Annotated in this window: 22 protein-coding genes, 5 tRNA genes and 1 pseudogene; 19 read left to right on the forward strand and 9 right to left on the reverse strand. The window is 69.2% G+C overall.

What is annotated here, in order from left to right:
* Positions 1-176: 176 nt before the first annotated feature.
* The 4 genes from ACH492_RS10020 to ACH492_RS10035 all read right to left on the reverse strand — a co-directional run bounded on the left by ACH492_RS10020 (position 177) and on the right by ACH492_RS10035 (position 5,236).
* Complete coding sequence (locus ACH492_RS10020; protein WP_307660891.1) at positions 177-758, reverse strand: ATP/GTP-binding protein; 582 nt, start codon at positions 756-758, stop codon at positions 177-179.
* The gene (locus ACH492_RS10025; protein WP_398984661.1) at positions 739-1,146 is read right to left on the reverse strand and encodes a DUF742 domain-containing protein; all 408 of its coding nucleotides are present in this window, start codon (positions 1,144-1,146) and stop codon (positions 739-741) included. The genes ACH492_RS10020 and ACH492_RS10025 overlap by 20 nt, the downstream gene beginning before the upstream one ends.
* 127 nt (positions 1,147-1,273) lie before the next feature.
* A complete protein-coding gene (locus ACH492_RS10030; RefSeq protein ID WP_142214992.1) occupies positions 1,274-1,687 on the reverse strand; it encodes a roadblock/LC7 domain-containing protein in 414 nt (137 codons plus the stop codon).
* 9 nt (positions 1,688-1,696) lie between these two features.
* Complete coding sequence (locus tag ACH492_RS10035; protein WP_398984663.1) at positions 1,697-5,236, reverse strand: nitrate- and nitrite sensing domain-containing protein; 3,540 nt, start codon at positions 5,234-5,236, stop codon at positions 1,697-1,699.
* Positions 5,237-5,817: 581 nt separating this feature from the next.
* Here ACH492_RS10035 and ACH492_RS10040 point away from each other — a divergent pair.
* The 12 genes and pseudogenes from ACH492_RS10040 (at position 5,818) to ACH492_RS10095 (ending at position 11,067) form a co-directional block, all read left to right on the forward strand.
* On the forward strand, positions 5,818-5,991 hold the full coding sequence (locus ACH492_RS10040) for a hypothetical protein (RefSeq protein ID WP_398984665.1): 174 nt from the start codon (positions 5,818-5,820) through the stop codon (positions 5,989-5,991).
* Between the two features lie 80 nt (positions 5,992-6,071).
* A complete protein-coding gene (locus tag ACH492_RS10045) occupies positions 6,072-6,857 on the forward strand; it encodes a fumarylacetoacetate hydrolase family protein (RefSeq protein ID WP_307660887.1) in 786 nt (261 codons plus the stop codon).
* Positions 6,850-8,325 (forward strand): glutamate--tRNA ligase, encoded by a 1,476-nt coding sequence (gltX, locus tag ACH492_RS10050; protein ID WP_398984667.1) that lies wholly within the window; start codon positions 6,850-6,852, stop codon positions 8,323-8,325. Before ACH492_RS10045 ends, gltX begins: the two co-directional genes overlap by 8 nt.
* Positions 8,326-8,334: 9 nt before the next feature.
* On the forward strand, positions 8,335-9,054 hold the full coding sequence (locus tag ACH492_RS10055) for an HAD family hydrolase (RefSeq protein WP_398984669.1): 720 nt from the start codon (positions 8,335-8,337) through the stop codon (positions 9,052-9,054).
* An 87-nt stretch (positions 9,055-9,141) separates the two neighbouring features.
* Positions 9,142-9,213 (forward strand) — tRNA-Gln (locus tag ACH492_RS10060).
* Positions 9,214-9,237: 24 nt separating this feature from the next.
* Positions 9,238-9,310: transfer RNA gene (locus ACH492_RS10065), tRNA-Glu, on the forward strand.
* An 83-nt stretch (positions 9,311-9,393) separates the two neighbouring features.
* Positions 9,394-9,466 (forward strand) — tRNA-Glu (locus tag ACH492_RS10070).
* Between the two features lie 16 nt (positions 9,467-9,482).
* A tRNA-Gln gene (locus tag ACH492_RS10075) sits at positions 9,483-9,554 on the forward strand.
* Positions 9,555-9,575: 21 nt separating this feature from the next.
* Positions 9,576-9,648: transfer RNA gene (locus ACH492_RS10080), tRNA-Glu, on the forward strand.
* Positions 9,649-9,756: 108 nt separating this feature from the next.
* Positions 9,757-10,110 carry an STAS domain-containing protein gene (locus ACH492_RS10085; RefSeq protein ID WP_398984671.1) on the forward strand — a complete coding sequence of 118 codons (354 nt, stop codon included), beginning with the start codon at positions 9,757-9,759 and terminating at the stop codon, positions 10,108-10,110.
* A gap of 70 nt (positions 10,111-10,180) precedes the next feature.
* A pseudogene (locus tag ACH492_RS10090) lies at positions 10,181-10,507 on the forward strand (MEDS domain-containing protein); the annotation flags it as partial.
* A 356-nt stretch (positions 10,508-10,863) separates the two neighbouring features.
* On the forward strand, positions 10,864-11,067 hold the full coding sequence (locus ACH492_RS10095; RefSeq protein ID WP_398984846.1) for a hypothetical protein: 204 nt from the start codon (positions 10,864-10,866) through the stop codon (positions 11,065-11,067).
* Positions 11,068-11,170: 103 nt separating this feature from the next.
* Here ACH492_RS10095 and ndgR read toward each other — a convergent pair whose 3' ends face one another.
* A complete protein-coding gene (gene ndgR / locus ACH492_RS10100; RefSeq protein WP_026278050.1) occupies positions 11,171-11,887 on the reverse strand; it encodes an IclR family transcriptional regulator NdgR in 717 nt (238 codons plus the stop codon).
* Positions 11,888-12,031: 144 nt separating this feature from the next.
* On the opposite strand from ndgR, the gene leuC reads away from it, so the two are divergent.
* The 4 genes from leuC to ACH492_RS10120 all read left to right on the forward strand — a co-directional run bounded on the left by leuC (position 12,032) and on the right by ACH492_RS10120 (position 15,172).
* Positions 12,032-13,456, forward strand: coding sequence for a 3-isopropylmalate dehydratase large subunit (gene leuC / locus ACH492_RS10105; protein WP_398984834.1), 1,425 nt, complete (start codon positions 12,032-12,034; stop codon positions 13,454-13,456).
* A gap of 6 nt (positions 13,457-13,462) precedes the next feature.
* Complete coding sequence (leuD, locus tag ACH492_RS10110) at positions 13,463-14,056, forward strand: 3-isopropylmalate dehydratase small subunit (protein WP_398984673.1); 594 nt, start codon at positions 13,463-13,465, stop codon at positions 14,054-14,056.
* Between the two features lie 104 nt (positions 14,057-14,160).
* Positions 14,161-14,388 (forward strand): hypothetical protein, encoded by a 228-nt coding sequence (locus tag ACH492_RS10115; protein ID WP_398984675.1) that lies wholly within the window; start codon positions 14,161-14,163, stop codon positions 14,386-14,388.
* A gap of 142 nt (positions 14,389-14,530) precedes the next feature.
* A complete protein-coding gene (locus ACH492_RS10120) occupies positions 14,531-15,172 on the forward strand; it encodes an HU family DNA-binding protein (protein WP_398984677.1) in 642 nt (213 codons plus the stop codon).
* Between the two features lie 95 nt (positions 15,173-15,267).
* On the opposite strand, the gene ACH492_RS10125 is transcribed toward ACH492_RS10120, so the two are convergent.
* Positions 15,268-15,471, reverse strand: a complete 204-nt coding sequence (locus ACH492_RS10125; RefSeq protein WP_307660878.1) for a hypothetical protein — start codon at positions 15,469-15,471, stop codon at positions 15,268-15,270.
* A gap of 22 nt (positions 15,472-15,493) precedes the next feature.
* Positions 15,494-16,177, reverse strand: coding sequence for a 2-phospho-L-lactate guanylyltransferase (gene cofC, locus ACH492_RS10130; protein WP_398984679.1), 684 nt, complete (start codon positions 16,175-16,177; stop codon positions 15,494-15,496).
* Between the two features lie 148 nt (positions 16,178-16,325).
* On the opposite strand from cofC, the gene ACH492_RS10135 reads away from it, so the two are divergent.
* The 3 genes from ACH492_RS10135 to ACH492_RS10145 all read left to right on the forward strand — a co-directional run bounded on the left by ACH492_RS10135 (position 16,326) and on the right by ACH492_RS10145 (position 19,420).
* A complete protein-coding gene (locus ACH492_RS10135; protein WP_398984681.1) occupies positions 16,326-17,078 on the forward strand; it encodes a lysophospholipid acyltransferase family protein in 753 nt (250 codons plus the stop codon).
* Positions 17,075-18,088: an NAD(P)H-dependent glycerol-3-phosphate dehydrogenase gene (locus ACH492_RS10140; protein WP_398984683.1), complete on the forward strand. Its 1,014-nt coding sequence runs from the start codon at positions 17,075-17,077 to the stop codon at positions 18,086-18,088. Before ACH492_RS10135 ends, ACH492_RS10140 begins: the two co-directional genes overlap by 4 nt.
* 174 nt (positions 18,089-18,262) lie before the next feature.
* Positions 18,263-19,420 (forward strand): D-alanine--D-alanine ligase family protein, encoded by a 1,158-nt coding sequence (locus ACH492_RS10145; protein WP_398984685.1) that lies wholly within the window; start codon positions 18,263-18,265, stop codon positions 19,418-19,420.
* 12 nt (positions 19,421-19,432) lie between these two features.
* On the opposite strand, the gene ACH492_RS10150 is transcribed toward ACH492_RS10145, so the two are convergent.
* Positions 19,433-19,909: a DUF3515 domain-containing protein gene (locus ACH492_RS10150; protein ID WP_398984836.1), complete on the reverse strand. Its 477-nt coding sequence runs from the start codon at positions 19,907-19,909 to the stop codon at positions 19,433-19,435.
* A 26-nt stretch (positions 19,910-19,935) separates the two neighbouring features.
* Positions 19,936-20,169, reverse strand: a complete 234-nt coding sequence (locus ACH492_RS10155) for an Lrp/AsnC family transcriptional regulator (RefSeq protein ID WP_108152814.1) — start codon at positions 20,167-20,169, stop codon at positions 19,936-19,938.
* Positions 20,170-20,293 lie beyond the last annotated feature (124 nt).

Genomic DNA, 20,293 nt, shown 5'->3' on the forward strand with positions numbered 1-20,293 from the left:
GGGGGTGATGTGAGCGCAGTGGTACTACTCGTATGCACCGGGTGTCCGAGGCCGGGTAATTCTCTGTCGAAACGTTATGAACACGGAGGCGGACCGTGTCAATCGACACAGCCCGCCCCCTCACAACTACGACAACTGCCGTACGTCGACGTCCACTTGACCGTCCATTCGACCGTCTACTTGAGCCGTGCCATCAGTGCGTGCTCGACCAGCGTGATCAGGGCGCTCTTGGCGTCCGCGCGGTGGCGGGCGTCGGTGGTGATGATCGGAGCGTCCGGACCGATCTGGAGAGCTTCGCGCACCTCCTCCGGATTGTACGGCTGGTGTCCCTCGAAGCCGTTGAGGGCGACGACGAATGGCAGGCCGCTGTTCTCGAAGTAGTCGACCGCCGGGAAGCAGTCGGCAAGTCTCCGGGTGTCCACCAGCACCACCGCGCCGATCGCACCGCGGACCAGGTCGTCCCACATGAACCAGAAGCGGTCCTGTCCGGGCGTGCCGAACAGGTACAGGATCAGGTCCTGGTCCAGGGTGATACGGCCGAAGTCCATGGCCACCGTCGTGGTGGTCTTGTCCCCGGTGTGGGTCAGGTCGTCGATGCCCGCGGACGCGCTCGTCATCACGGCTTCGGTACGGAGCGGGTTGATCTCCGAGACCGCGCCCACGAACGTGGTCTTGCCCACGCCGAAGCCGCCCGCCACCACGATCTTCGCGCTGGTGGTCGACCGGGCTGCACCGCCGCTAGATCTTGCGAAGTCCACTGAGCACCCTTTCGAGCAGTGTCACATCCGGCGTGCCGCCGGCCTCTCCGTTGCCCGGCTGATGGATTGCCACCATGCCCGCCTCCGCCAGGTCGGCCACGAGGATCCGGGCCACCCCCAGGGGCATCGACAGCAGCGCCGAGACCTCGGCCACCGACTTGACCTCACGGCACAGGTGGCAGATCCGCTGGTGCTCGGGGAGCAGTGTCCCGAGGTGCGCAGGGTCGGCCGTGGTGCTGACCAGCGCCTCTATGGCGAGCTGGTAGCGCGGCCGGGTCCGGCCACCGGTCATGGCGTACGGACGGACCAGCGGCTGATCGCCCTCAAGTCCGTACGACGCGTCGAGTGAGGCGCCGTACGGATCGTGAGAGGCGGGTGGCGGGGTCATGAATCCTCCGGGCGTGACAGCAAGTGGTCGGCGTGCCGTCTGAGTGGGCCGGTGGGGGGCCTGTGGGCGACCTGACGGTGACTGTGCGGTGGCGTATGGCTGAAGCACCTGCGTGGGGTAGGCGGGTTCAGTGCAACAGGCTTCCCTGGAGCTCGGCGCGCAGGTCCGGCGTGAGGACACTGCCCGCCCGGTCCACCAGGAGAGCCATCTCGTAGCCCACGAGGCCGATGTCGCACTCGGGGTGTGCGAGCACGGCCAGCGAGGAGCCGTCGGAGACGGACATGAGGAAGAGGAAGCCGCGCTCCATCTCGACAACGGTCTGGCTGACCGGGCCGCCTTCGAAGATCCGGGACGCCCCCGCGGTCAGCGAGGTCAGCCCGGACGCCACAGCCGCCAGTTGGTCGGCGCGGTCGCGGGGGAATCCTTCGGACATTGCCAGCAGAAGACCGTCGGCGGAGACCACCACCGTGTGGGACACCCCAGGGGTGTTGTCCACGAAGTTGGTGATCAACCAGTTCAGATTCTGCGCCGCCTGGCTCATCGGGCTCAACTAACGCTCCTGCTGGTGAGTGGGGCCGAGGTTGAAGCTGCCGGTCGTCGAGCTGTTCTGCTGACGGCCCTGCTGAATGCCCCGACGGAGATTGGTCAGTCGGCCGCGTACGTCGTCAGGCGCACGCGAAACCTGCGGACCGGCCTGGTTGTTCTGCTCCTGCGCGGTGCCCGGCACAAGGTTGGCGCGCGGGACCCGGCGAGGCAGACCAGAGGTGGTGACGCCGCCGGCCGCGGGCTTCCTGACCCGCTCCGCCTGGCGTACCAACTCGTCATTGGGCGAGGTGCGCCAAGCGGCAACACTCGCGTTGGGCGCGTTGCCCGGGGTCACCGGGGTCTGCGCCGGGGAGCGCTGCGGCATCGGTGGAACGGGACGGACCGCCGGCTGCTGCGGCTGCTGTGCCGGCTGACCGCCCTGCTGACCGTTCTGAGTGCCATGGAACCAGTTCGTCTCGAGCGTGTCGTACAGCGGCGTACGGCCGTCGCCGGGACCGGCCGGCGGCAGCGCCTCGGGCTGCGGCTGCGGGGGCAGCGCTCCCCCATGGCCTCCGGCATGGGAGGTGCCCCCAGCGGGGCGCGGCGGGGCGAAGCCGGAGTTGTCCCGGCCGCCGCGCTGGCGCGGTGCCGGAGCGTTGAAATCGGGACGAGCGAACTGAGCGGTGGACGCAGGGTCCTGCGAGCCGTTCAGATCCTGGCGGGCGTACTGGCCCGTGGACGAGGGGTCAGGCGTGCCGTACACATCGCCGCGTACGAACTGTCCTGTGGAGCCCGAAGCGGCGCCCGTGTTGGCGCCTCGCGGCGGCGGTGTGTTGAAGTCGGGCCGCGCGAACTCCGCCGTCGAGCCGGGACCGCGGGTGGAGTCGCTGTCCTCGTGGCCGCGCGGCGCGTCCGCTGCCGGACGCTGCTGCGGGGCCGACGGCTGCTCGCTGCCCCAACTGGCGGCCTGCGGACGCTGCGGGCGCTGCGGCTCCTCGCGGCGGGGGTTGCCGCCGGGGAGCTCGGCGCGCGGGCCGCCGGAGGGCGGCAGCTGCCGCCCTCCGGCGGCCGGAGCACCCTGCTGGGAGCCGTTCTGGCGTGCTTCGTTACGCGAGGGAGCGTTCTGCGCCCCGCGGCCCGCACTCGAGCCGAAGGCGCCGGCGAGACCGCCGCCCTGACCGCCCTGCTGACCCTGACCCGGGCGCGCAGCCCCGTCACGGGGCGGCAGCGCGGCACGCGGAGCACCGGCACCGAGCCGCCCGCCCGCGGGAGCACCGCCGAGACCGGGACGGCTGCCGCCGCCGGCCCCACCGGGAGCACCGCCCGGCCGGCCGCCGAGGCTCGCGGGACCGCCCTGCGCCGGGGGAACGGCGCCCTGGCCGCCCGCACCGGGCATGCCCGGGGCCTTCTTGCCGCCGTGGGCGACATCGACGGGGAGCATGACCAGCGCGGTCGTGCCACCGGAGTCGGAGGGGCGCAGCTGGATGCGGATGCCGTGCCGCAGGGACAGCCGGCCGACCACGAACAGACCCATGCGGCGCGACACCGAGACGTCCACAGTGGGCGGCGACGCCAGCCGCTCGTTGATCGCGGCGAGGTCCTCGGGGGAGAGTCCGATACCGGTGTCGTGGATCTCGACCAGGACGCGGCCGTCGGGCAGCGCGTGACCGGTGACGCGGACCTTGGTCTGCGGCGAGGAGAACGAGGTCGCGTTCTCGAGCAGCTCGGCCAGGAGGTGCACAAGGTCGTTGACGACGCGGCCCGCGACCTCGGTCGCGGGGACTGCGGCCAGTTCGATGCGCTCGTACTGCTCCACCTCGGAGGCGGCGGCACGGAGCACGTCGACCAGCGGGACCGGCCGGGTCCACCGGCGGCCCGGCTCCTCGCCCGCGAGGACGAGGAGGTTTTCGCCGTTCCGGCGCATACGGGTCGCGAGGTGGTCCAGCTTGAAGAGGGAGGACAGCTGGTCAGGGTCGGCCTCGCGGGACTCCAGCTCGGAGATGAGCGAGAGCTGACGCTGGATAAGGCCCTGGCTGCGGCGCGAGAGGTTGGTGAACATCGCGTTGACGTTGCCTCGCAGCAGCGCCTGCTCGGCGGCCAGTCGGACCGCCTCCCGGTGCACGTCGTCGAACGCCGCGGCCACCTGGCCGATCTCGTCCTTTGAGTGCACACCGACGGACTCGACGGAGGTGTCGACGTCCTGCGGGTCGGCCTCGGACAGCTGCTTGACCAGCTCGGGCAGCCGGTCCTGGGCGACCTTGGTCGCGGTGTCCTGCAGTCGGCGCAGCGAGCGGATCATGGAGCGGGCCACGACGAAGGCGCCGACGAGCGAGACGCCGAGGACGACGAGGATCAGCGCACCGTTGATGATCGCGTCGCGCTGGGACTGCTCGCGCAGCTCACGGGCCTTGCCCTCCATCTGGCCGAGCAGCGTGGCCTCGATGGTCTTCATGGCGTTGATGCGGACCGAGTAGTCGTCGGTCCAGTCCAGGTGCGAGCGCTTCTCCAGGCCGGCCAGACCGTTCCTGTTGTCCAGCGCGCGCTTGGCGTACAGCTCGGACGCGGTGATCGTCGGGTTGCCGTTCTCCATCGGCTCGGTCAGTTCGTCGGCGTTGCCGCCGGAGGACTCGTAGACCGACTTGAAGGCCTTGAGCTGGGTCTCGCCGTTGTCGCGGGCGGCCTTGCCGTAGAGCCGGTCGCTCTCCTCGAGGCCAGGACCCTTCGCGTCGGTGCCGCCCGGCGGCAGGGCGGCGGCGATGATCGCGCGCTGGATGGAGGCGTACTCCTTGGCGGCGGAGAAGGCCGCCAGGGCGCGCGTCCGCTTGATCATCTCCGGGTTACTGGTCGCCTGCGCCATGTCCTGGGAGAGGCTCAGCAGCGATTCGATCAGCCGGCTGTAGCCCTCCACCGTCAGGGAGTGCGGGACGTTCTCGGCGTAGGCGCTCTCACGGATGCCGTTGAGCTGGTTGACCTGGACGGCGATCTGGTTCGCGTTGGCGCGGATGCTCTCCAGCGCGTCGTCCTCGTCCGTGTTGGGGATGTCACGGGTGGCTTCGAGGAACGACTTCCTGGCCCGGTCGGTCGCGGCCCGCGGGCCCTGGACCTTGAAGTCGACCGGGGTTTTGTTGGACAGCGGACCCGCCGACAGGTCCCGCTCCGACTGGAGCGCCTGCGCCAGCTCGGTCGCCTGCTTGGTCATCTTGGTGAGCAGCTGCATGTGATCCAGCTGCCGCATGTCGTCCATGGACTCGTTGATACGGAGGCCGCCCAGCGTGGTCGCGGCGACGACCGGCAGGGTCAGCAGGGAGACCAGACGCGTGCTGATGCGCCAGTTGCGCAGTGCTATTCGCGAACCGGTTTCCGTGGGCCCCTTCGGCTTCAGCGGGGCCTTGGGCCCGTCGCCGCCGGGTGCCGCCGCGCCGGGGCGCGCGGCACGTTCGCCGCTGTCGCCGGGCGCTGCCGGTCCCTGGTTCTGGGTGTGCCGGGGCGAGGATCCGCGGTCGGTCCCGCCGCGCGGCTCCTGTTCCGCCGCAGCGCTGCCATCCCTCTTGAAACGTCCCTGCACTAGCGTCGCAACCTCTGGACCAGGCGTCCCTCCGCTTGCACGGCGGGACGGTGTCGGCGTCGTGGGGCGAAGAACGCGCCCCAGTGGTGGTCGTGAGTGACCGGCGCTGCTCCCCCTTCCCCGCCGCACTCGGCGCTGCGTTGCGCCGCCTTGCGCGCCGGCCTGTAAACCGCGGCGGTGCGTGGAATTCCAGCACAGTGCCGGATCTCCAACAAGGGCCGTGTACCGGGCTGTGACCTGGATGACACGGTGTGAGCACTGCGTCACAAGGCGTAGAAAGAGTTCGCGGAGGAAACGGACTTTTGCTTACGAGTTACTTAGGGGTGGGGGGTGTCCCAGTCGCCATGATCAGGAGCGGAATGCTGCCTTCAGGGATGTAATGTCCGTTTCTCTGCGGGTAGTTGCCTGTCCGGAATGACCGAATTGATCGTCGACTCGTGAGGAAACTCACATGGAGATCGCTGTCTCCCGCTGGCTTTCCCGGGGAATTGAATGTTTAGCCTGACGCTTTACAGGGATGGGAAATCCGTCAACCGGCGCTCACCTGGGTGCCCGTACTCCGACAGGGTCTGAAACAACAGATGAAGACGACGACGATGTTCCGCAACATAGCCAACCCCCGGCGCACCACCCTCGCGCACCTCAAGGACGCCGACGAGCTGCAGACGCCGGAACAGCTGGAGCACACGGTCGATCTTCCCACCCAGACGGCCAACCCCCGCCGCACCATCCTCGTGGACGCCCCCGCCCAGTAATGCGCGGGGCCGTGCCCGCACCCGCGTTAGCCTGGAGCGTCACACTCCAGTCAGCGTAAGTAGAGGGGCACCCGCATCCCGTGCGCATCGCCAGGTTCTCCATCGACGGCAATGTCGCCTTCGGCGCGGTCGAGGGCGAAGGCACCGGTGACTCCGCCGGTCTCGTCCTCGACATCATCAAGGGCATCCCGTTCGCGGACTTCGAGCTCTCCGGCACGAAGGTCCCGCTGAGCAAGGTCCGGCTGCTGCCGCCCGTGCTTCCCAACAAGGTCGTGGCCTTCGGCCGCAACTACGCGGAGCACGCGGCGGAGCTCGGCCACGAGGTCCCCGACGCGCCGTTCGCGTTCTTCAAGCCGTCCACCTCGGTGGTCGGCCCCGGCGACCCGATCGCGTACCCCTCCTTCTCGAACGAACTGCACCACGAGGCCGAACTGGCCGTGGTCATCGGCCGGATGTGCCGCGAGGTCCCGCGCGAGCGCGTCAAGGACGTCATCCTCGGCTACACCTGCGCCAATGACGTCACCGCGCGCGACGTGCAAAAGCGCGAGAAGCAATGGGCCAGGGCAAAGGGCTTCGACAGCTCCTGCCCGCTCGGCCCGTGGGTGGAGACCGACCTCGACCCGAGCGACCTGGCCATCCAGTGCACGGTCAACGGCGAACAGCGCCAGCTCGGCCGTACGAGCCAGATGATCCACTCCATCGAGGACCTGATCGTCAACATCACCGAGGCCATGACGCTGCTCCCGGGCGACGTGATCCTCACCGGCACCCCCGCCGGGGTCGGCCCTCTCAACGTCGGCGACGAGGTCGCCGTCACCATTCAAGGCATCGGCACTCTCACCAACAAGGTGATCAAGCGTGGCTAACGCGAACGTCCGCGTACGTTTCTGTCCTTCGCCGACCGGCAACCCGCATGTGGGTCTGGTCCGCACCGCCCTGTTCAACTGGGCCTTCGCCCGGCACAACGGCGGCACCATGGTCTTCCGCATCGAGGACACCGACGCGGCCCGCGACTCCGAGGAGTCGTACAACCAGCTGCTCGACTCGATGCGCTGGCTCGGCCTGGACTGGGACGAGGGCCCCGAGATCGGCGGTCCGCACACCCCCTACCGCCAGTCGCAGCGGATGGACATCTACAACGACGTCGCAGAGAAGCTGATGGCCGGCGGCTACGCGTACGAGTGCTTCTGCACCGCCGTCGAGCTGGAGGCCCGCCGGGACGCCGCCCGCCTGGCCGGCAAGCCGTCCGGCTACGACGGCACCTGCCGCAACCTCTCCGCCGAGCGCATCGCGCGGTACAAGGCCGAAGGCCGTCCGGCCATCGTTCGCTTCAAGATGCCCGACGAGCCGATCACCTTCACGGACCTGGTCCGCGGAGAGCTCACCTTCACCCCGGACAACGTCCCGGACTACGGCATCGTCCGCGCCAACGGCGCCCCGCTCTACACGCTGGTCAACCCGGTCGACGACGCGCTGATGGAGATCACGCACGTCCTGCGCGGCGAGGACCTGCTGTCCTCCACCCCGCGGCAGATCGCGCTCTACAAGGCGCTGATCGAGCTGGGCATCGCCAAACAGACGCCTGCCTTCGGGCATCTGCCGTACGTCATGGGCGAGGGCAACAAGAAGCTGTCCAAGCGCGACCCGCAGGCGTCCCTCAACGTCTACCGCGAGCGTGGCTTCCTCCCCGAGGGCCTGCTCAACTACCTCTCGCTGCTCGGCTGGTCCTTCTCCGCCGACCAGGACGTCTTCTCGGTCGCCGAGCTGGTCGAGAGGTTCGACATCGCGGACGTCAACGCCAACCCGGCCCGCTTCGACCTCAAGAAGGCGGAGGCGATCAACGCCGACCACATCCGCCGGCTGGATGTGAAGGACTTCATCGAGGCGTGCCGCCCCTGGCTGCGGGCCCCGCACGCCAACTGGGCCACGGAGAAGTTCGACGAGGCGGCCTGGCAGGCGATCGCCCCGCACGCCCAGACCCGGCTGACCGTCCTCTCGGACATCACCGCCAACGTCGACTTCCTCTTCCTGGATGCTCCGGTCGAGGACGAGGCGTCCTGGGCGAAGGCGATGAAGGAGGGCTCGGACGCCCTGCTCCGTACGGCCCGCGAGAAGCTGGCCGACGCGGAGTGGTCGAGCCCGGAGTCGCTCAAGAACGCGGTCCTCGCGGCGGGCGAGGAGCACGGCCTGAAGCTCGGCAAGGCCCAGGCCCCGGTCCGCGTCGCGGTCACCGGCCGCACGGTGGGCCTGCCGCTCTTCGAGTCGCTGGAGATCCTGGGCCGGGAGAAGACGCTGTCCCGGATCGACGCGGCGCTGACGAAGCTGGCCGCCTAAGCTCGGATCATGACGATCCGAGCCGTGCTCTGGGACATCGACGACACGATCTTCGACTACACCAGCGCCGACCGCGTCGGCATGCGAGAGCATCTGCAGATCGAGGGCATGCCCGACGGATACGAATCCGTGGGGCAGGCCCTCGACTCATGGCGCGAGATGACCGAATTCCACTGGGCCCGCTTCGCCGGCGGTGAGACCGACTTCCAGGGGCAGCGCCGGGACCGCGTCCGCAGCTTTCTCGGTACGCCGCTCAGCGACGCCGACGCCGACGCCTGGTTCGGCCGGCACGTCGCCCACTACGAGGCCGCCTGGTCGCTCTTCCCGGACACCGTGCCCGTCCTGGACCTGCTCGCGGACGACTACCGCCATGCCGTCCTGTCCAACTCCAGCATCCACAACCAGAACCGCAAGCTGCGCGTTCTCGGCGTACGGGACCGGTTCGAGGCCGTCTTGTGCGCCGTCGAACTGGGCGTGTCCAAGCCCGAACCCGGCGCCTTCCACGCCGCCTGCGACGAGCTCGCGCTCGCGCCGCACGAGGTCGCCTATGTAGGGGACCATCCCGACATCGACGCCCAGGGCGCCGTCGCCGCCGGACTGGCCGGGATCTGGCTGGACCGCACCGGTCTTGGAGGCCGGCCCGAGCTCACCCGGATCACCGGACTCGACCAGCTCCCTGGCCTGCTGCGCGGCGAATCCCGTTTTGGAGCGCCGGACACCTTCGGGTAATGTTCTTCCTGCGCCGCCCGAGAGGGCCGAGAGGTCCGGCAGGGGAGCGCAAACCAAACAAACCCCCTCCAGGGGGTTGAGTTTTGGTGGGCTATGGTGTAATTGGCAGCACGACTGATTCTGGTTCAGTTAGTCTAGGTTCGAGTCCTGGTAGCCCAGCTCGCAGAAATGATCTTCTGCAAAGCCCCCGTTGTGTAGCGGCCTAGCACGCTGCCCTCTCAAGGCAGTAGCGCCGGTTCGAATCCGGTCGGGGGTACAGATCCATCCCGTTGATCATCAGGGTCGCACCCGATGATCATGCGGTGACATCACCCGGCTCCGTCGGGTGGGATCGCTAGGGCCCCCGTTGTGTAGCGGCCTAGCACGCCGCCCTCTCAAGGCGGTAGCGCCGGTTCGAATCCGGTCGGGGGTACTGGTCTAAACCACCATGGCCTATGGTGTAATTGGCAACACTACGGTTTCTGGTACCGTCATTCTAGGTTCGAGTCCTGGTAGGCCAGCTCGCGGAGCTCATCCGCAAGGCCCCCGTTGTGTAGCGGCCTAGCACGCCGCCCTCTCAAGGCGGTAGCGCCGGTTCGAATCCGGTCGGGGGTACGCATCGAAGAGGCCCTCCGCGCATGCGGAGGGCCTCTTCGCGTCTGCCTCGCATCCTCCTCCGTCCCCCTCCTTCCTCCAGCGCTCGCAGCGGCGGATACTCCGCGCATGGAGGCTGCCGACGCGGAACCACTCGTACGCACAGCCGAGTTACGCATCACCCGCATCCGCCGGCCGCCCGGGCTGAGGATCGAGGGCGTGGTGGACGTCCACACGCACCGTCATCTGCGCGGCGCGCTCGACGTTATCGCGTCCGTCGAAGGCGATCTCCAACTCGAGCTCTCCAGGCTGGAGTTCCTCGATCTCGGCGGACTGCGCATGCTGATCGGCTTCGCCCGGACGCGAAACTCGGGCCACCGTGTGGAGTTGACCGGCCTCGCCCCGCATCTGCGGAATGTGATCGCGCTGGTCGGCTGGGACGAGACACCCGGTCTGTGGCTTGGAGACCACCGTGTCAACTGACCCGTCCCACAACGGATTTGTCCACCACGCCTGCCTGTACGGCGACGACGAGGAATTCCTGGCGACGGCCGTGCCGTTCGCCGAGGAGGGGCTGGCCGCGGGGGAGCCGGTGCTCGCCGTGACCACGCCCGCCAACATCCAACTCCTGCGGGACGCACTGGGGGAGTGGGCCCTGGCTCTCGACACCGCCGACGCCGCCCTCTTCGGCCGCCGGCCGGTGGGCCGGGTCGCCGCGTTCCTGCGGTACTCGAACCGCTACGGGGAGCAGGGCCGCCCGGTGCGGATGATCGCCGAGCCGGTGTGGGCGGGGAAGTGCCCACGCCAGATCGCCGAGTGGAAGCGGATGGAGTCCGGGCTCAATGTGCTGCTCGCGCACACCGACGCCCGGCTGATCTGCCCGTACGACACCAGAACCGTGCCCGACCACGTCGTGGAGGCCGCCTGGGCAACCCACCCGCGCCATGTCGTGGGGGACCTTGTGCTGCCCTGCGGGACGTACACGGACCCCGAGGTGTACGCGCCGGCCGGGCAGGGCCCCCTCCCGCCGCCGCCCACGAGCGCCGCGCTCCTCGAACCGCCGGCCTCTCTCGCGGCGGTACGGCGCTTCGCGCGGCTGCGGGCCGAAGCGGCGGGCCTGGCCGGGCAGCGGGTGGCGCTGGCCGAGACGCTGGCCAACGGGGCGCTGACCTGGCTGCTGGCGCGCGGTGCGACCGATGCGGAGCTACGGGTCTGGGAGGAGCCGGGCGCCGTGGTGTGGGACCTGCTGGCACTGGACCGCAGGCGGCCCTGCCGGGGCCCTACGCGGGCTTCGTACCGCCGGGGCCGGAGGCGGGGCAGCACGACGGGCTCTGGCTGCTGCGGAGCCTTTGCGAGGCGGTGGAGCTGCGCGGCGAGGACGGCGGCGGGCTGCGCCTGCGGCTGCGCTGCGCGGGGCCACGCACCTTCCAGTGGCCCTGAAAGCAGCCGAGGCCCCATCCTGCCGAGGCCTCCTCCCGGAAAGCGTGTCCCGGCCGGCCGCTGCGGCGTGGAAGCGGCCTGGCCGGTATGTGAACAGCGTGGATCAGCCGGAGCGGCGCAGCGCCTCGCTCAGGCGGGCCGCGGCGTCGATGACCGCCTGAGCGTGCATCCGGCCCGGATGGCGGGTCAGACGCTCGATCGGCCCGGATACCGAGACGGCGGCGACCACGCGGTTCGAGGGGCCGCGCACGGGCGCGGAGACGGACGCCACGCCCGGCTCGCGTTCGCCGATCGACTGGGCCCAGCCCCGGCGCCGCACGCCGGACAGGGCCGTCGCCGTGAAACGGGCGCCCTGCAGCCCGCGGTGCAGCCGCTCCGGCTCCTCCCAGGCCATCAGGATCTGGGCCGACGAGCCGGCCTTCATGGTGAGCGTGGAGCCGACCGGCACGGTGTCCCGCAGTCCGGACAGCCGCTCGGCCGCTGCCACGCAGATGCGCATGTCTCCCTGCCGGCGGTAGAGCTGCGCGCTCTCGCCGGTGACATCGCGCAGATGCGTGAGCACGGGCCCGGCCGTGGCCAGCAGCCGGTCCTCGCCCGCCGCGGCGGCGAGCTCCGCCAGCCGCGGGCCCAGGATGAACCGGCCCTGCATGTCCCTCGCCACCATCCGGTGGTGTTCCAGTGCCACAGCAAGGCGATGTGCCGTGGGTCGTGCAAGCCCTGTCGCCGCGACCAGCCCGGCGAGGGTGGCCGGACCGGACTCCAGTGCGCTCAATACCAGAGCTGCCTTGTCGAGAACGCCGACGCCGCTAGAGTTGTCCATGCAACGATATTCACGTCTCACACTGTGAAACGCAAGTTCAATTTTTCCGAGAACCCGCCACCCTGGAGTTGCGACCCGCGGACCAACGGGCTTGCGACAAGATCTCTAGTTGTGTCGGCGGAACGGCCGGCCGGAGGGAAAGCGATGGGTAGGACACTCGCGGAGAAGGTCTGGGACGACCATGTCGTCCGGCGCGCCGAGGGCGAGCCCGACCTCCTCTTCATCGATCTGCACCTGCTGCACGAGGTGACCAGCCCCCAGGCCTTCGACGGGCTGCGCCTCAACGGCCGCCAGGTGCGCAGGCTCGACCTCACCATCGCGACCGAGGATCACAACACCCCGACCCTCGACATCGACAAGCCCATCGCCGACCCGGTTTCCCGCGTCCAGTTGGAGACGCTGCGCAAGAACTGCGCCGACTTCGGCGTACGTCTGCATCCGCTGGGCGACGTCGAGCAGGGTGTCGTCCACGTCGTGGGCCCCCAGCTGGGTCTGACCCAGCCCGGCACCACCGTGGTCTGCGGTGATTCGCACACCTCCACCCACGGCGCTTTCGGCGCGCTTGCGTTCGGCATCGGCACCTCCCAGGTGGAGCATGTGCTGGCCACCCAGACGCTGCCGCTGGCCCGTCCCAAGACCATGGCCATCACGGTCGAGGGCGAACTGCCCGAGAGTGTCACCGCCAAGGACCTGATCCTGGCCATCATTGCGAAGATCGGCACCGGCGGCGGTCAGGGTTACATCCTGGAATACCGCGGCTCCGCCATCGAGAAGCTCTCGATGGAGGCCCGGATGACCATCTGCAACATGTCGATCGAGGCGGGCGCCAGGGCCGGCATGATCGCCCCCGACGAGACCACTTTCGACTATCTGCGGGGCCGCGACCACGCCCCCAAGGACGCGGAGTGGGACGCGGCCGTCGAGTACTGGACGACCCTGCGCACGGACGACGACGCCGTCTTCGACGCCGAGGTGTTCATCGACGCCGCCGAACTGGCGCCGTTCGTCACCTGGGGCACCAACCCCGGCCAGGGCGCGCCCCTGTCGGCGAACGTCCCCGACCCGGCTTCGTACGAGGACGCTTCGGAGCGGCATGCCGCAGAAAAGGCCCTGGAATACATGGGGTTGAGCGCCGGCCAGCCGCTGCGCGACATCAAGGTCGACACCGTCTTCGTAGGCTCCTGCACCAACGGCCGTATCGAGGACCTGCGCAACGCGGCCGCCATTGTGGAAGGCCGCAAAGTCGCCGACGGCGTACGGATGCTGGTGGTCCCCGGCTCCGTACGGGTCGCGCTGCAGGCCGTCGCGGAAGGCCTGGACAAGGTCTTCACCGCTGCCGGCGCCGAATGGCGGCACGCGGGCTGCTCGATGTGTCTGGGCATGAACCCCGACCAACTGGCTCCCGGCGAGCGCTCCGCGTCCACCTCCAACCGCAACTTCGAGGGCAGGCAGGGCAAGGGCGGACGCACCCATCTGGTCTCGCCCCAGGTCGCCGCGGCCACCGCGGTACTGGGCCATCTGGCCTCGCCCGCCGACCTGTCCGAAGCCCCCGCGACCGCCGGAGTCTGAGCAACCATGGAAGCTTTCACCACGCACACCGGCCGGGCTGTTCCGCTGCGCCGCAGCAACGTCGACACCGACCAGATCATCCCGGCCCACTGGCTGAAGAAGGTCACCCGCGACGGCTTCGAGGACGGGCTCTTCGAGGCCTGGCGCAAGGATTCGTCGTTCATCCTCAACCAGCCCGAGCGGCAGGGTGCCACGGTCCTGGTGGCCGGCCCGGAGTTCGGCACCGGTTCCTCTCGCGAGCACGCCGTGTGGGCCCTGCAGAACTACGGCTTCAAGGCCGTCATCTCCTCCCGGTTCGCCGACATCTTCCGAGGCAACTCGCTCAAGAACGGCCTGCTGACGGTGGTTCTGGACCAGAAGATCGTGGACGCGCTCTGGGAGGTCACCGAAGCCGACCCGACCGCCGAAATCACCGTGGACTTGGAGAAGCGACAGGTTCTGGCCACCGGAATCACGGCCGACTTCGAGCTTGACGAGAACGCCCGATGGAGGCTGCTGAACGGTCTGGACGACATCAGCCTCACCCTTCAGAACGAAGCGGACATCGCGGCTTTCGAGGCATCCCGACCCGCCTTCAAGCCCCGTACAATTGAGGCCTGAGCAGCGCTTTTCCCGTACTGCGCCCCCCACCGTCCGGTGGGGGGCGCAGTCGCTTGTTGAGACCCCGTCGGGCGACAACTCGCCCCAGATGGCACAATCGGTGCATGGAACGCGACAGCCAACTCGAGCTCTACGAGGCAGTCGCCGCCCGATTGAAGGAAGCGCACACAAGGGTGCGTGAACTGCAAGTCCCGGAGGGCGTAAGGATGGCGCTGTCCCGGAAGCTGCTGGTCGTCACGGCCGCGGCGAAGCACGATCTCCCGGATGCGGCAAGGCGTCTGGACCGCTTCATGAAGGACCTCGACGAGGGCCGATTCCCTGAAGGCGACTGACACCCAAAGTTCCGTGACGGTCGACTTCGTTGCGGCACTAGGGTGATTAGCCCGTTTCGTGTTTGATTTGCGGTATATATCTGCCTAACGTGCGAAAAAGCCTGGACGCATTCGTTCCGGCAATGTCTCCGAAGGGGAAGACGTGAACAAGGCGCAGCTCGTAGAAGCGATTGCCGACAAGGTCGGCGGCCGTCAGCAGGCCGCCGAGGCTGTCGACGCGGTACTTGACGCGATCGTCCGCGCAGTTGTCGGCGGAGACCGGGTTTCGGTCACCGGCTTCGGCTCGTTCGAGAAGGTGGACCGTCCTGCTCGTTACGCCCGCAACCCGCAGACGGGTGAGCGCGTACGGGTCAAGAAGACCTCGGTGCCGCGATTCCGTGCGGGCCAGGGCTTCAAGGACCTGGTGAGCGGCTCGAAGAAGCTCCCGAGGGGTGGCGAGGTCGCCGTCAAGAAGGCTCCCAAGGGCAGCCTTTCGGGCGGGGCTCCCAGCCGTGTGACCGCCAAGGCCGCGGCCAAGAAGGCCACCGCCAGGAAGGTGACCGCGAAGAAGGCCGCCGTCAAGAAGGTGGCGGCGAAGAAGGTCACGGCGAAGAAGGCCGCCGTCAAGAAGACGGCGGCGAAGAAGGCGACCGCCAAGAAGACCGCGGCCAAGAAGACGGCCGCCAAGAAGGCGACCGCCAAGAAGACCGCGCCGGCCAAGAAGGCCACGGCCAAGAAGGCGCCGGCCAGGAAGACGACGGCGCGCAAGACGACCGCCAAGAAGACCACCGCCAGGAAGAAGTAAGCGGCAAAGGGTCACAGAGCCACTCACGCGCCGGGCCGGGCTTCCCTTCGGGGAGCCCGGCCCGCGGCGTTGAAGAGGGGCAGAGGGGGCAGCGGTCAGAGGGTCTGCAGCGTCACCAGGGTGATCCGCAGGGACGCGCCCTCGCCCTCGGTCTCGATGCGCACGCGCTGGCCCGGCCGGAGCAGCCGCAGACCGCCCGCGTCGAAGGCCGCGGCATCGAACTCAACCGGGGTGCCGTCGTCGAGCAGCACGCTCCCGCTGCGGGTCTCGGAGTCGTAGGTGTACGAGGTCGCCTGCATGCGGGCCAGCCTAGCCGTCGCGTCAGCCGTCCAGAGCGTGGGCGCCGGCCGCCCAGCGCTCCGCGGTCCGCGGACCCACTCCCAGGGCGAGCGCGGCCGCCAGATCGTCCCCCGTGTCCACGTCCTGCCGTACCGAATCGACGCCTTCGAGCTGGATTTCCGTGGCTCCCGATGCCGAATGCCGACGCCGGGAACGGCCGCCGAAAGCGGGGCACAATTCCATGCCGGGCGCCGCCGAGAGCAATGTCGTACCGATTCCGGCCGCATCTGCCAGAAATGCCCGGGGAAATACCGAAGCGCGCGCAAGGACCCGTGACAATTCCGCGGGACGCAATGCGGGCAGATCAGCGTTGAGTGCGGCTACCGCCGCCGCGGGCCGCAGGGCCCGCACCGTGTCCGCCCCGTGTGCCAGCGCCGCGTTGAGGCCCGCCGCCGGAGAGTCCGGCACGATCCGCGCCCCCAGTGCGGCCAGCTCGGCCGTGGCCGCCGGGTCGTCCGTGACGACTGCCACATCCCGCACGGCTTCGCAGGCCAGCGCCGCGGCGACGGTGTCCTGCGCGAAGGCGAGCGCGAGATACGGCCGCAGAATGTCGTCCGCGGCCCTGGCGAGCCTGCTCTTGGCCAGTACAAGGGGCTTCAGCGGGACGACCAGGGACCAGCGGACCTTCGAGTCGGTGTTCGTGGCGAGCTCTCCGTCCATGCGCATCGGCCTTCATTGTGGCGCGAGCCCGCGAAGGTCCTGAGGGCCGGGCCCTGGACCGGGGCGTACCGTGTCCTCGACAGACCAGGGGCCTGGGGCGACACTTGACCCCCAGCAGCCGGGCGGTGGCCCGGCAATAGAGGAGGGTGTCCGAGTGTCCCGCCGTAGAATCGGCTTCTGGTACCGCCTGGCGGCGGTCATCGCGAAACCGCCGCTGTTGGTTCTGTTCAAGCGGGACTGGCGGGGGATGGAAAACATTCCGGCGGACGGCGGATTCATCACCGCCGTCAATCACAACTCGTATCTCGACATGTTCTCGTACGGCCACTTCCAGTACAACACCGGACGTGTGCCCCGATTCCTCGCCAAGGCCGCGCTCTTCGAGGCGCCCGTTGTCGGGACCCTGCTGCGAGGCACCGGCCAGATTCCCGTCTACCGCGAGTCCTCCAACGCCGTCGGCGCCTTCCGCGCCGCCGTGGATGCGGTGGTGCGCGGTGAATGCGTCGCCTTCTACCCCGAGGGCACTCTCACCCGCGATCCCGGCATGTGGCCGATGACCGCGAAGACCGGAGTCGCACGCGCGGCTCTGCTGACCAAGGCGCCCGTCATTCCGATCGCGCAGTGGGGCGCCAACTTGGCGATGCCGCCGTACGCGAAGGAGAAGAAGGTCCGCTTCTTCCCGCGCAAGACGCTTCAGGTGAAGGCAGGTCCGCCGGTCGACCTCGACCGTTTCTACGGCGAGGAGCCGACGCCCGAGGTGCTGAGGGCGGCGACGGAGGCCATCATGGCCGCGGTCACCGGCCTGCTGGAGGAACTGCGCGGCGAGCAGGCCCCCGCGGAGCCGTACGATCTGCGCCAAGTACTCGCACAGCAGCGCCGCAAGGCCGCCGAGGAGGGCACCAAGTGACGCGCGCAGCCACCAAGGCAGCGGTATTCGGAACAGGCTCGTGGGGTACGGCCTTCGGCATGGTGCTCGCGGACGCGGGCTGCGATGTGACCCTCTGGGGCCGTCGCGCCGAACTCGTCGACGCCGTCAACACCACCCGTACCAACCCCGACTATCTGCCGGGAATTGAGCTCCCCTCCTCGCTCCGGGCCACCACCGACCCGGCCGAGGCGCTGCGCGGCGCGGACTTCACCGTCCTCGCCGTCCCCTCCCAGACGCTCCGCGGCAACCTCGCCGAATGGGCGCCCAAGCTGCCCGCCGAGACCGTCCTCGTCTCCCTGATGAAGGGCGTCGAACTCGGCACCGCCAAGCGCATGAGCGAGGTCATCGCAGAGGTCGCCGAGGTCCCCGCCGAGCGCGTCGCGGTGATCACGGGCCCCAACCTCGCCAAGGAGATCGCCCAGCGCCGGCCTGCCGCGGCCGTCGTCGCCTGCCGCGACGAAGCCGTCGCCCAGCGGCTCCAGTCCGCCTGTCACACCCCGTACTTCCGCCCGTACACCAACACGGACGTGGTGGGCTGCGAACTCGGCGGCGCCGTCAAGAACGTCATCGGCCTCGCCGTCGGCATCGCGGACGGCATGGGACTCGGCGACAACGCCAAGGGCTCGCTGATCACCCGCGGGCTGGCCGAGACCACCCGCCTCGGCCTCGCGATGGGCGCGGACCCGCTGACCTTCTCCGGCCTCGCCGGACTCGGCGACCTGGTCGCGACCTGCTGCTCGCCGCTCTCCCGCAACCACACCTTCGGCACCAACCTCGGCCGCGGCATGACGCTCCAGGAGACCATCGCGGTCACCAAGCAGACCGCGGAAGGCGTCAAGTCCTGTGAATCGGTGCTCGATCTGGCACGCCGGCACGGCGTCGACATGCCGATCACCGAAACGGTCGTCGGCATCGTCCACGAGGGCAAGCCGCCGGTCGTCGCGCTCAAGGAGCTGATGTCACGCGCCGCCAAGCCCGAGCGCCGCTGATCTCTTTTTGACGCACCTCTCGCACCGCTTCGCGGCTTCGAGCTGCTGCGGCGGCCTCCGGCCACCGGCCGGGTGAACCCGGACAGTCCGCCGCGCCCTGCCGCACTGGGCAGCCCAGCGCGCCCCGTGCCTGCACTCCACGGCGCGGGACGTGCACGGTAGTCTCATCGCGATATGAGCAGCGAGAACCTCCCCCAGAGCCCTGAGCAGCAGCTCCGCAAGCCGCGCGTAGCCGTCGTCTTCGGCGGTCGCAGCTCCGAACACGGGATCTCCGTGGTCACCGCCGGCGCAGTCCTGCGCGCCATCGACCGTACGAAGTACGACGTACTGCCGATCGGCATCACCACGGACGGCCGCTGGGCGCTGACCGCGGACGAACCGGACCGGATGGCGATCGCCGACCGGCGGACGCCGAGCGTAGATCAGCTCGCCGACTCGACCGAGGGCGGTGTCGTGCTCTCCGTCGACCCCGCCAACCGCGAGGTCGTCTACAGCGAACCCGGTGCCGTGCCCAAGGCGCTCGGCGAGGTCGATGTCGTCTTCCCGGTGCTGCACGGCCCGTACGGCGAGGACGGCACCCTCCAGGGCCTCCTCGAGCTCGCCGGGATCCCTTACGTCGGCTCGGGCGTCCTCGCCTCGGCCGTCGGCCAGGACAAGGAGTACATGAAGCGCGTCTTCATCTCCTTCGGCCTGCCCGTCGGCCCATACGAGGTGATCCGCCCCCGCGAGTGGGAGCTCGACCCGACCGCCGCCCGCAAGAAGATCATCGACTTCGCGGGCGAGCACGGCTGGCCGCTCTTCGTGAAGCCGGCCCGCGCCGGGTCCTCCATGGGCATCACCAAGGTCGACGACCTCTCCGGCCTGGACGAGGCGATCAGCGAGGCGCAGCGCCACGACCCCAAGATCCTCGTGGAGTCGCTGCTGCGCGGCCGCGAGATCGAGTGCGGCGTCCTGGAGTTCGACGACGGCCCGCGCGCCAGCGTCCCGGCCGAGATCCCGTCGGTCACGGCCCATGAGTTCTACGACTTCGAGGCCAAGTACATCGACTCCGCGGCCGGTCTCGTGCCCGCGCCGCTGACCGACGAGCAGACCGCCGAGGTGCGCCGCCTCGCGGTCGAGGCCTTCGACGCCGCGTCCTGCGAGGGACTGGTCCGCGCGGACTTCTTCCTGCAGGAGAACGGCGAGTTCGTCATCAACGAGATCAACACCATGCCCGGCTTCACGCCGATCTCGATGTACCCGCGGATGTGGCAGGAGAGCGGCGTCGGCTACTCCGAGCTGGTCGACAGGCTGATCCAGGCGGCGCTGCGCCGCCCGACGGGGCTGCGCTAGGGATCAAAGGGCCTAGGGAACGTCGAGCGTGGCCGGCACCGTCTTCTTGACGGCGTCGGCCAGTTCGGCGAGCGGCGTGATGTCGTGGGCGTACCGCTTCTCCATCGTGACCTCGACATAGGTCTTGCGATATGTCGTGGTGAAGCGGGGGCCCTCGGGCTCCTCCTCCAGCAGCCAGTTGACGCCGTTCGCCTGCACGCCCTGTGACTGGGGGGCGCTCATCTTCTCCGGCCGGGGGACGCCGCAGCGCAGTACGATCGCGGCATCGCCCCAGCCGGCGGTCAGTTCGGAAGCCGGCTCAGGGTCGTTACGGTCCTGCTCGGCCACGGACTTCGGAAGCTCCTTGTGCAGCGCGCCGCACAGGGCGGCTTCCTCCGCCGGGGGGCTGGGAACCGTGATCGACGCCGCTGCGTCCGTGGAGGAGCAGCCCGCGGCAGCCAGCAGCATCAGCGCGGCAGCGGACAGACAGAGGGGCCGGCGGCGGGAAATTGTCACCGGCCAAGCGTAGACGGGGGCTACAGGTGCACGACCGGGCAGGTCAGGGTGCGGGTGATGCCGTCCACTTGCTGGACCTTGGCGACCACCATGCGACCGAGATCGTCGACCGTCTCGGCCTGGGCACGCACAATCACGTCATACGGACCGGTCACGTCCTCGGCCTGGATCACTCCCGGAATCTTGCCGATGGTCTCGGCGACGGTCGACGCCTTGCCCACCTCGGTCTGAATGAGGATGTACGCCTGTACCACGGAACCTCCAGGGCGGCCACGAGGATCATGTGGGGGGAAGGGACGCCACGGTATCGCGTCGCCGCGGGCCGCGGGGAGACCCCCGCGCGGGGTGACGCCCGCAGCGTGGCGTACGGGAAGAAGA

The sequence above is a fragment of the Streptomyces sp. NPDC019443 genome (genome assembly GCF_044389785.1).
Taxonomy (GTDB): Bacteria; Actinomycetota; Actinomycetes; order Streptomycetales; family Streptomycetaceae; genus Streptomyces.

Excerpts from the sequence above, each read along its gene's own strand:
- ACH492_RS10025 (WP_398984661.1), bottom strand. The coding sequence starts at position 1,146 with ATGACCCCGCCACCCGCCTCTCACGATCCGTACGGCGCCTCACTCGAC.
- ACH492_RS10030 (WP_142214992.1), bottom strand. The coding sequence starts at position 1,687 with ATGAGCCAGGCGGCGCAGAATCTGAACTGGTTGATCACCAACTTCGTG.
- ACH492_RS10040 (WP_398984665.1), top strand. The coding sequence starts at position 5,818 with ATGAAGACGACGACGATGTTCCGCAACATAGCCAACCCCCGGCGCACC.
- ACH492_RS10055 (WP_398984669.1), top strand. The coding sequence starts at position 8,335 with ATGACGATCCGAGCCGTGCTCTGGGACATCGACGACACGATCTTCGAC.
- ACH492_RS10085 (WP_398984671.1), top strand. The coding sequence starts at position 9,757 with ATGGAGGCTGCCGACGCGGAACCACTCGTACGCACAGCCGAGTTACGC.
- ndgR (WP_026278050.1), bottom strand. The coding sequence starts at position 11,887 with ATGGACAACTCTAGCGGCGTCGGCGTTCTCGACAAGGCAGCTCTGGTA.
- leuC (WP_398984834.1), top strand. The coding sequence starts at position 12,032 with ATGGGTAGGACACTCGCGGAGAAGGTCTGGGACGACCATGTCGTCCGG.
- leuD (WP_398984673.1), top strand. The coding sequence starts at position 13,463 with ATGGAAGCTTTCACCACGCACACCGGCCGGGCTGTTCCGCTGCGCCGC.
- ACH492_RS10115 (WP_398984675.1), top strand. The coding sequence starts at position 14,161 with ATGGAACGCGACAGCCAACTCGAGCTCTACGAGGCAGTCGCCGCCCGA.
- ACH492_RS10125 (WP_307660878.1), bottom strand. The coding sequence starts at position 15,471 with ATGCAGGCGACCTCGTACACCTACGACTCCGAGACCCGCAGCGGGAGC.
- cofC (WP_398984679.1), bottom strand. The coding sequence starts at position 16,177 with ATGCGCATGGACGGAGAGCTCGCCACGAACACCGACTCGAAGGTCCGC.
- ACH492_RS10145 (WP_398984685.1), top strand. The coding sequence starts at position 18,263 with ATGAGCAGCGAGAACCTCCCCCAGAGCCCTGAGCAGCAGCTCCGCAAG.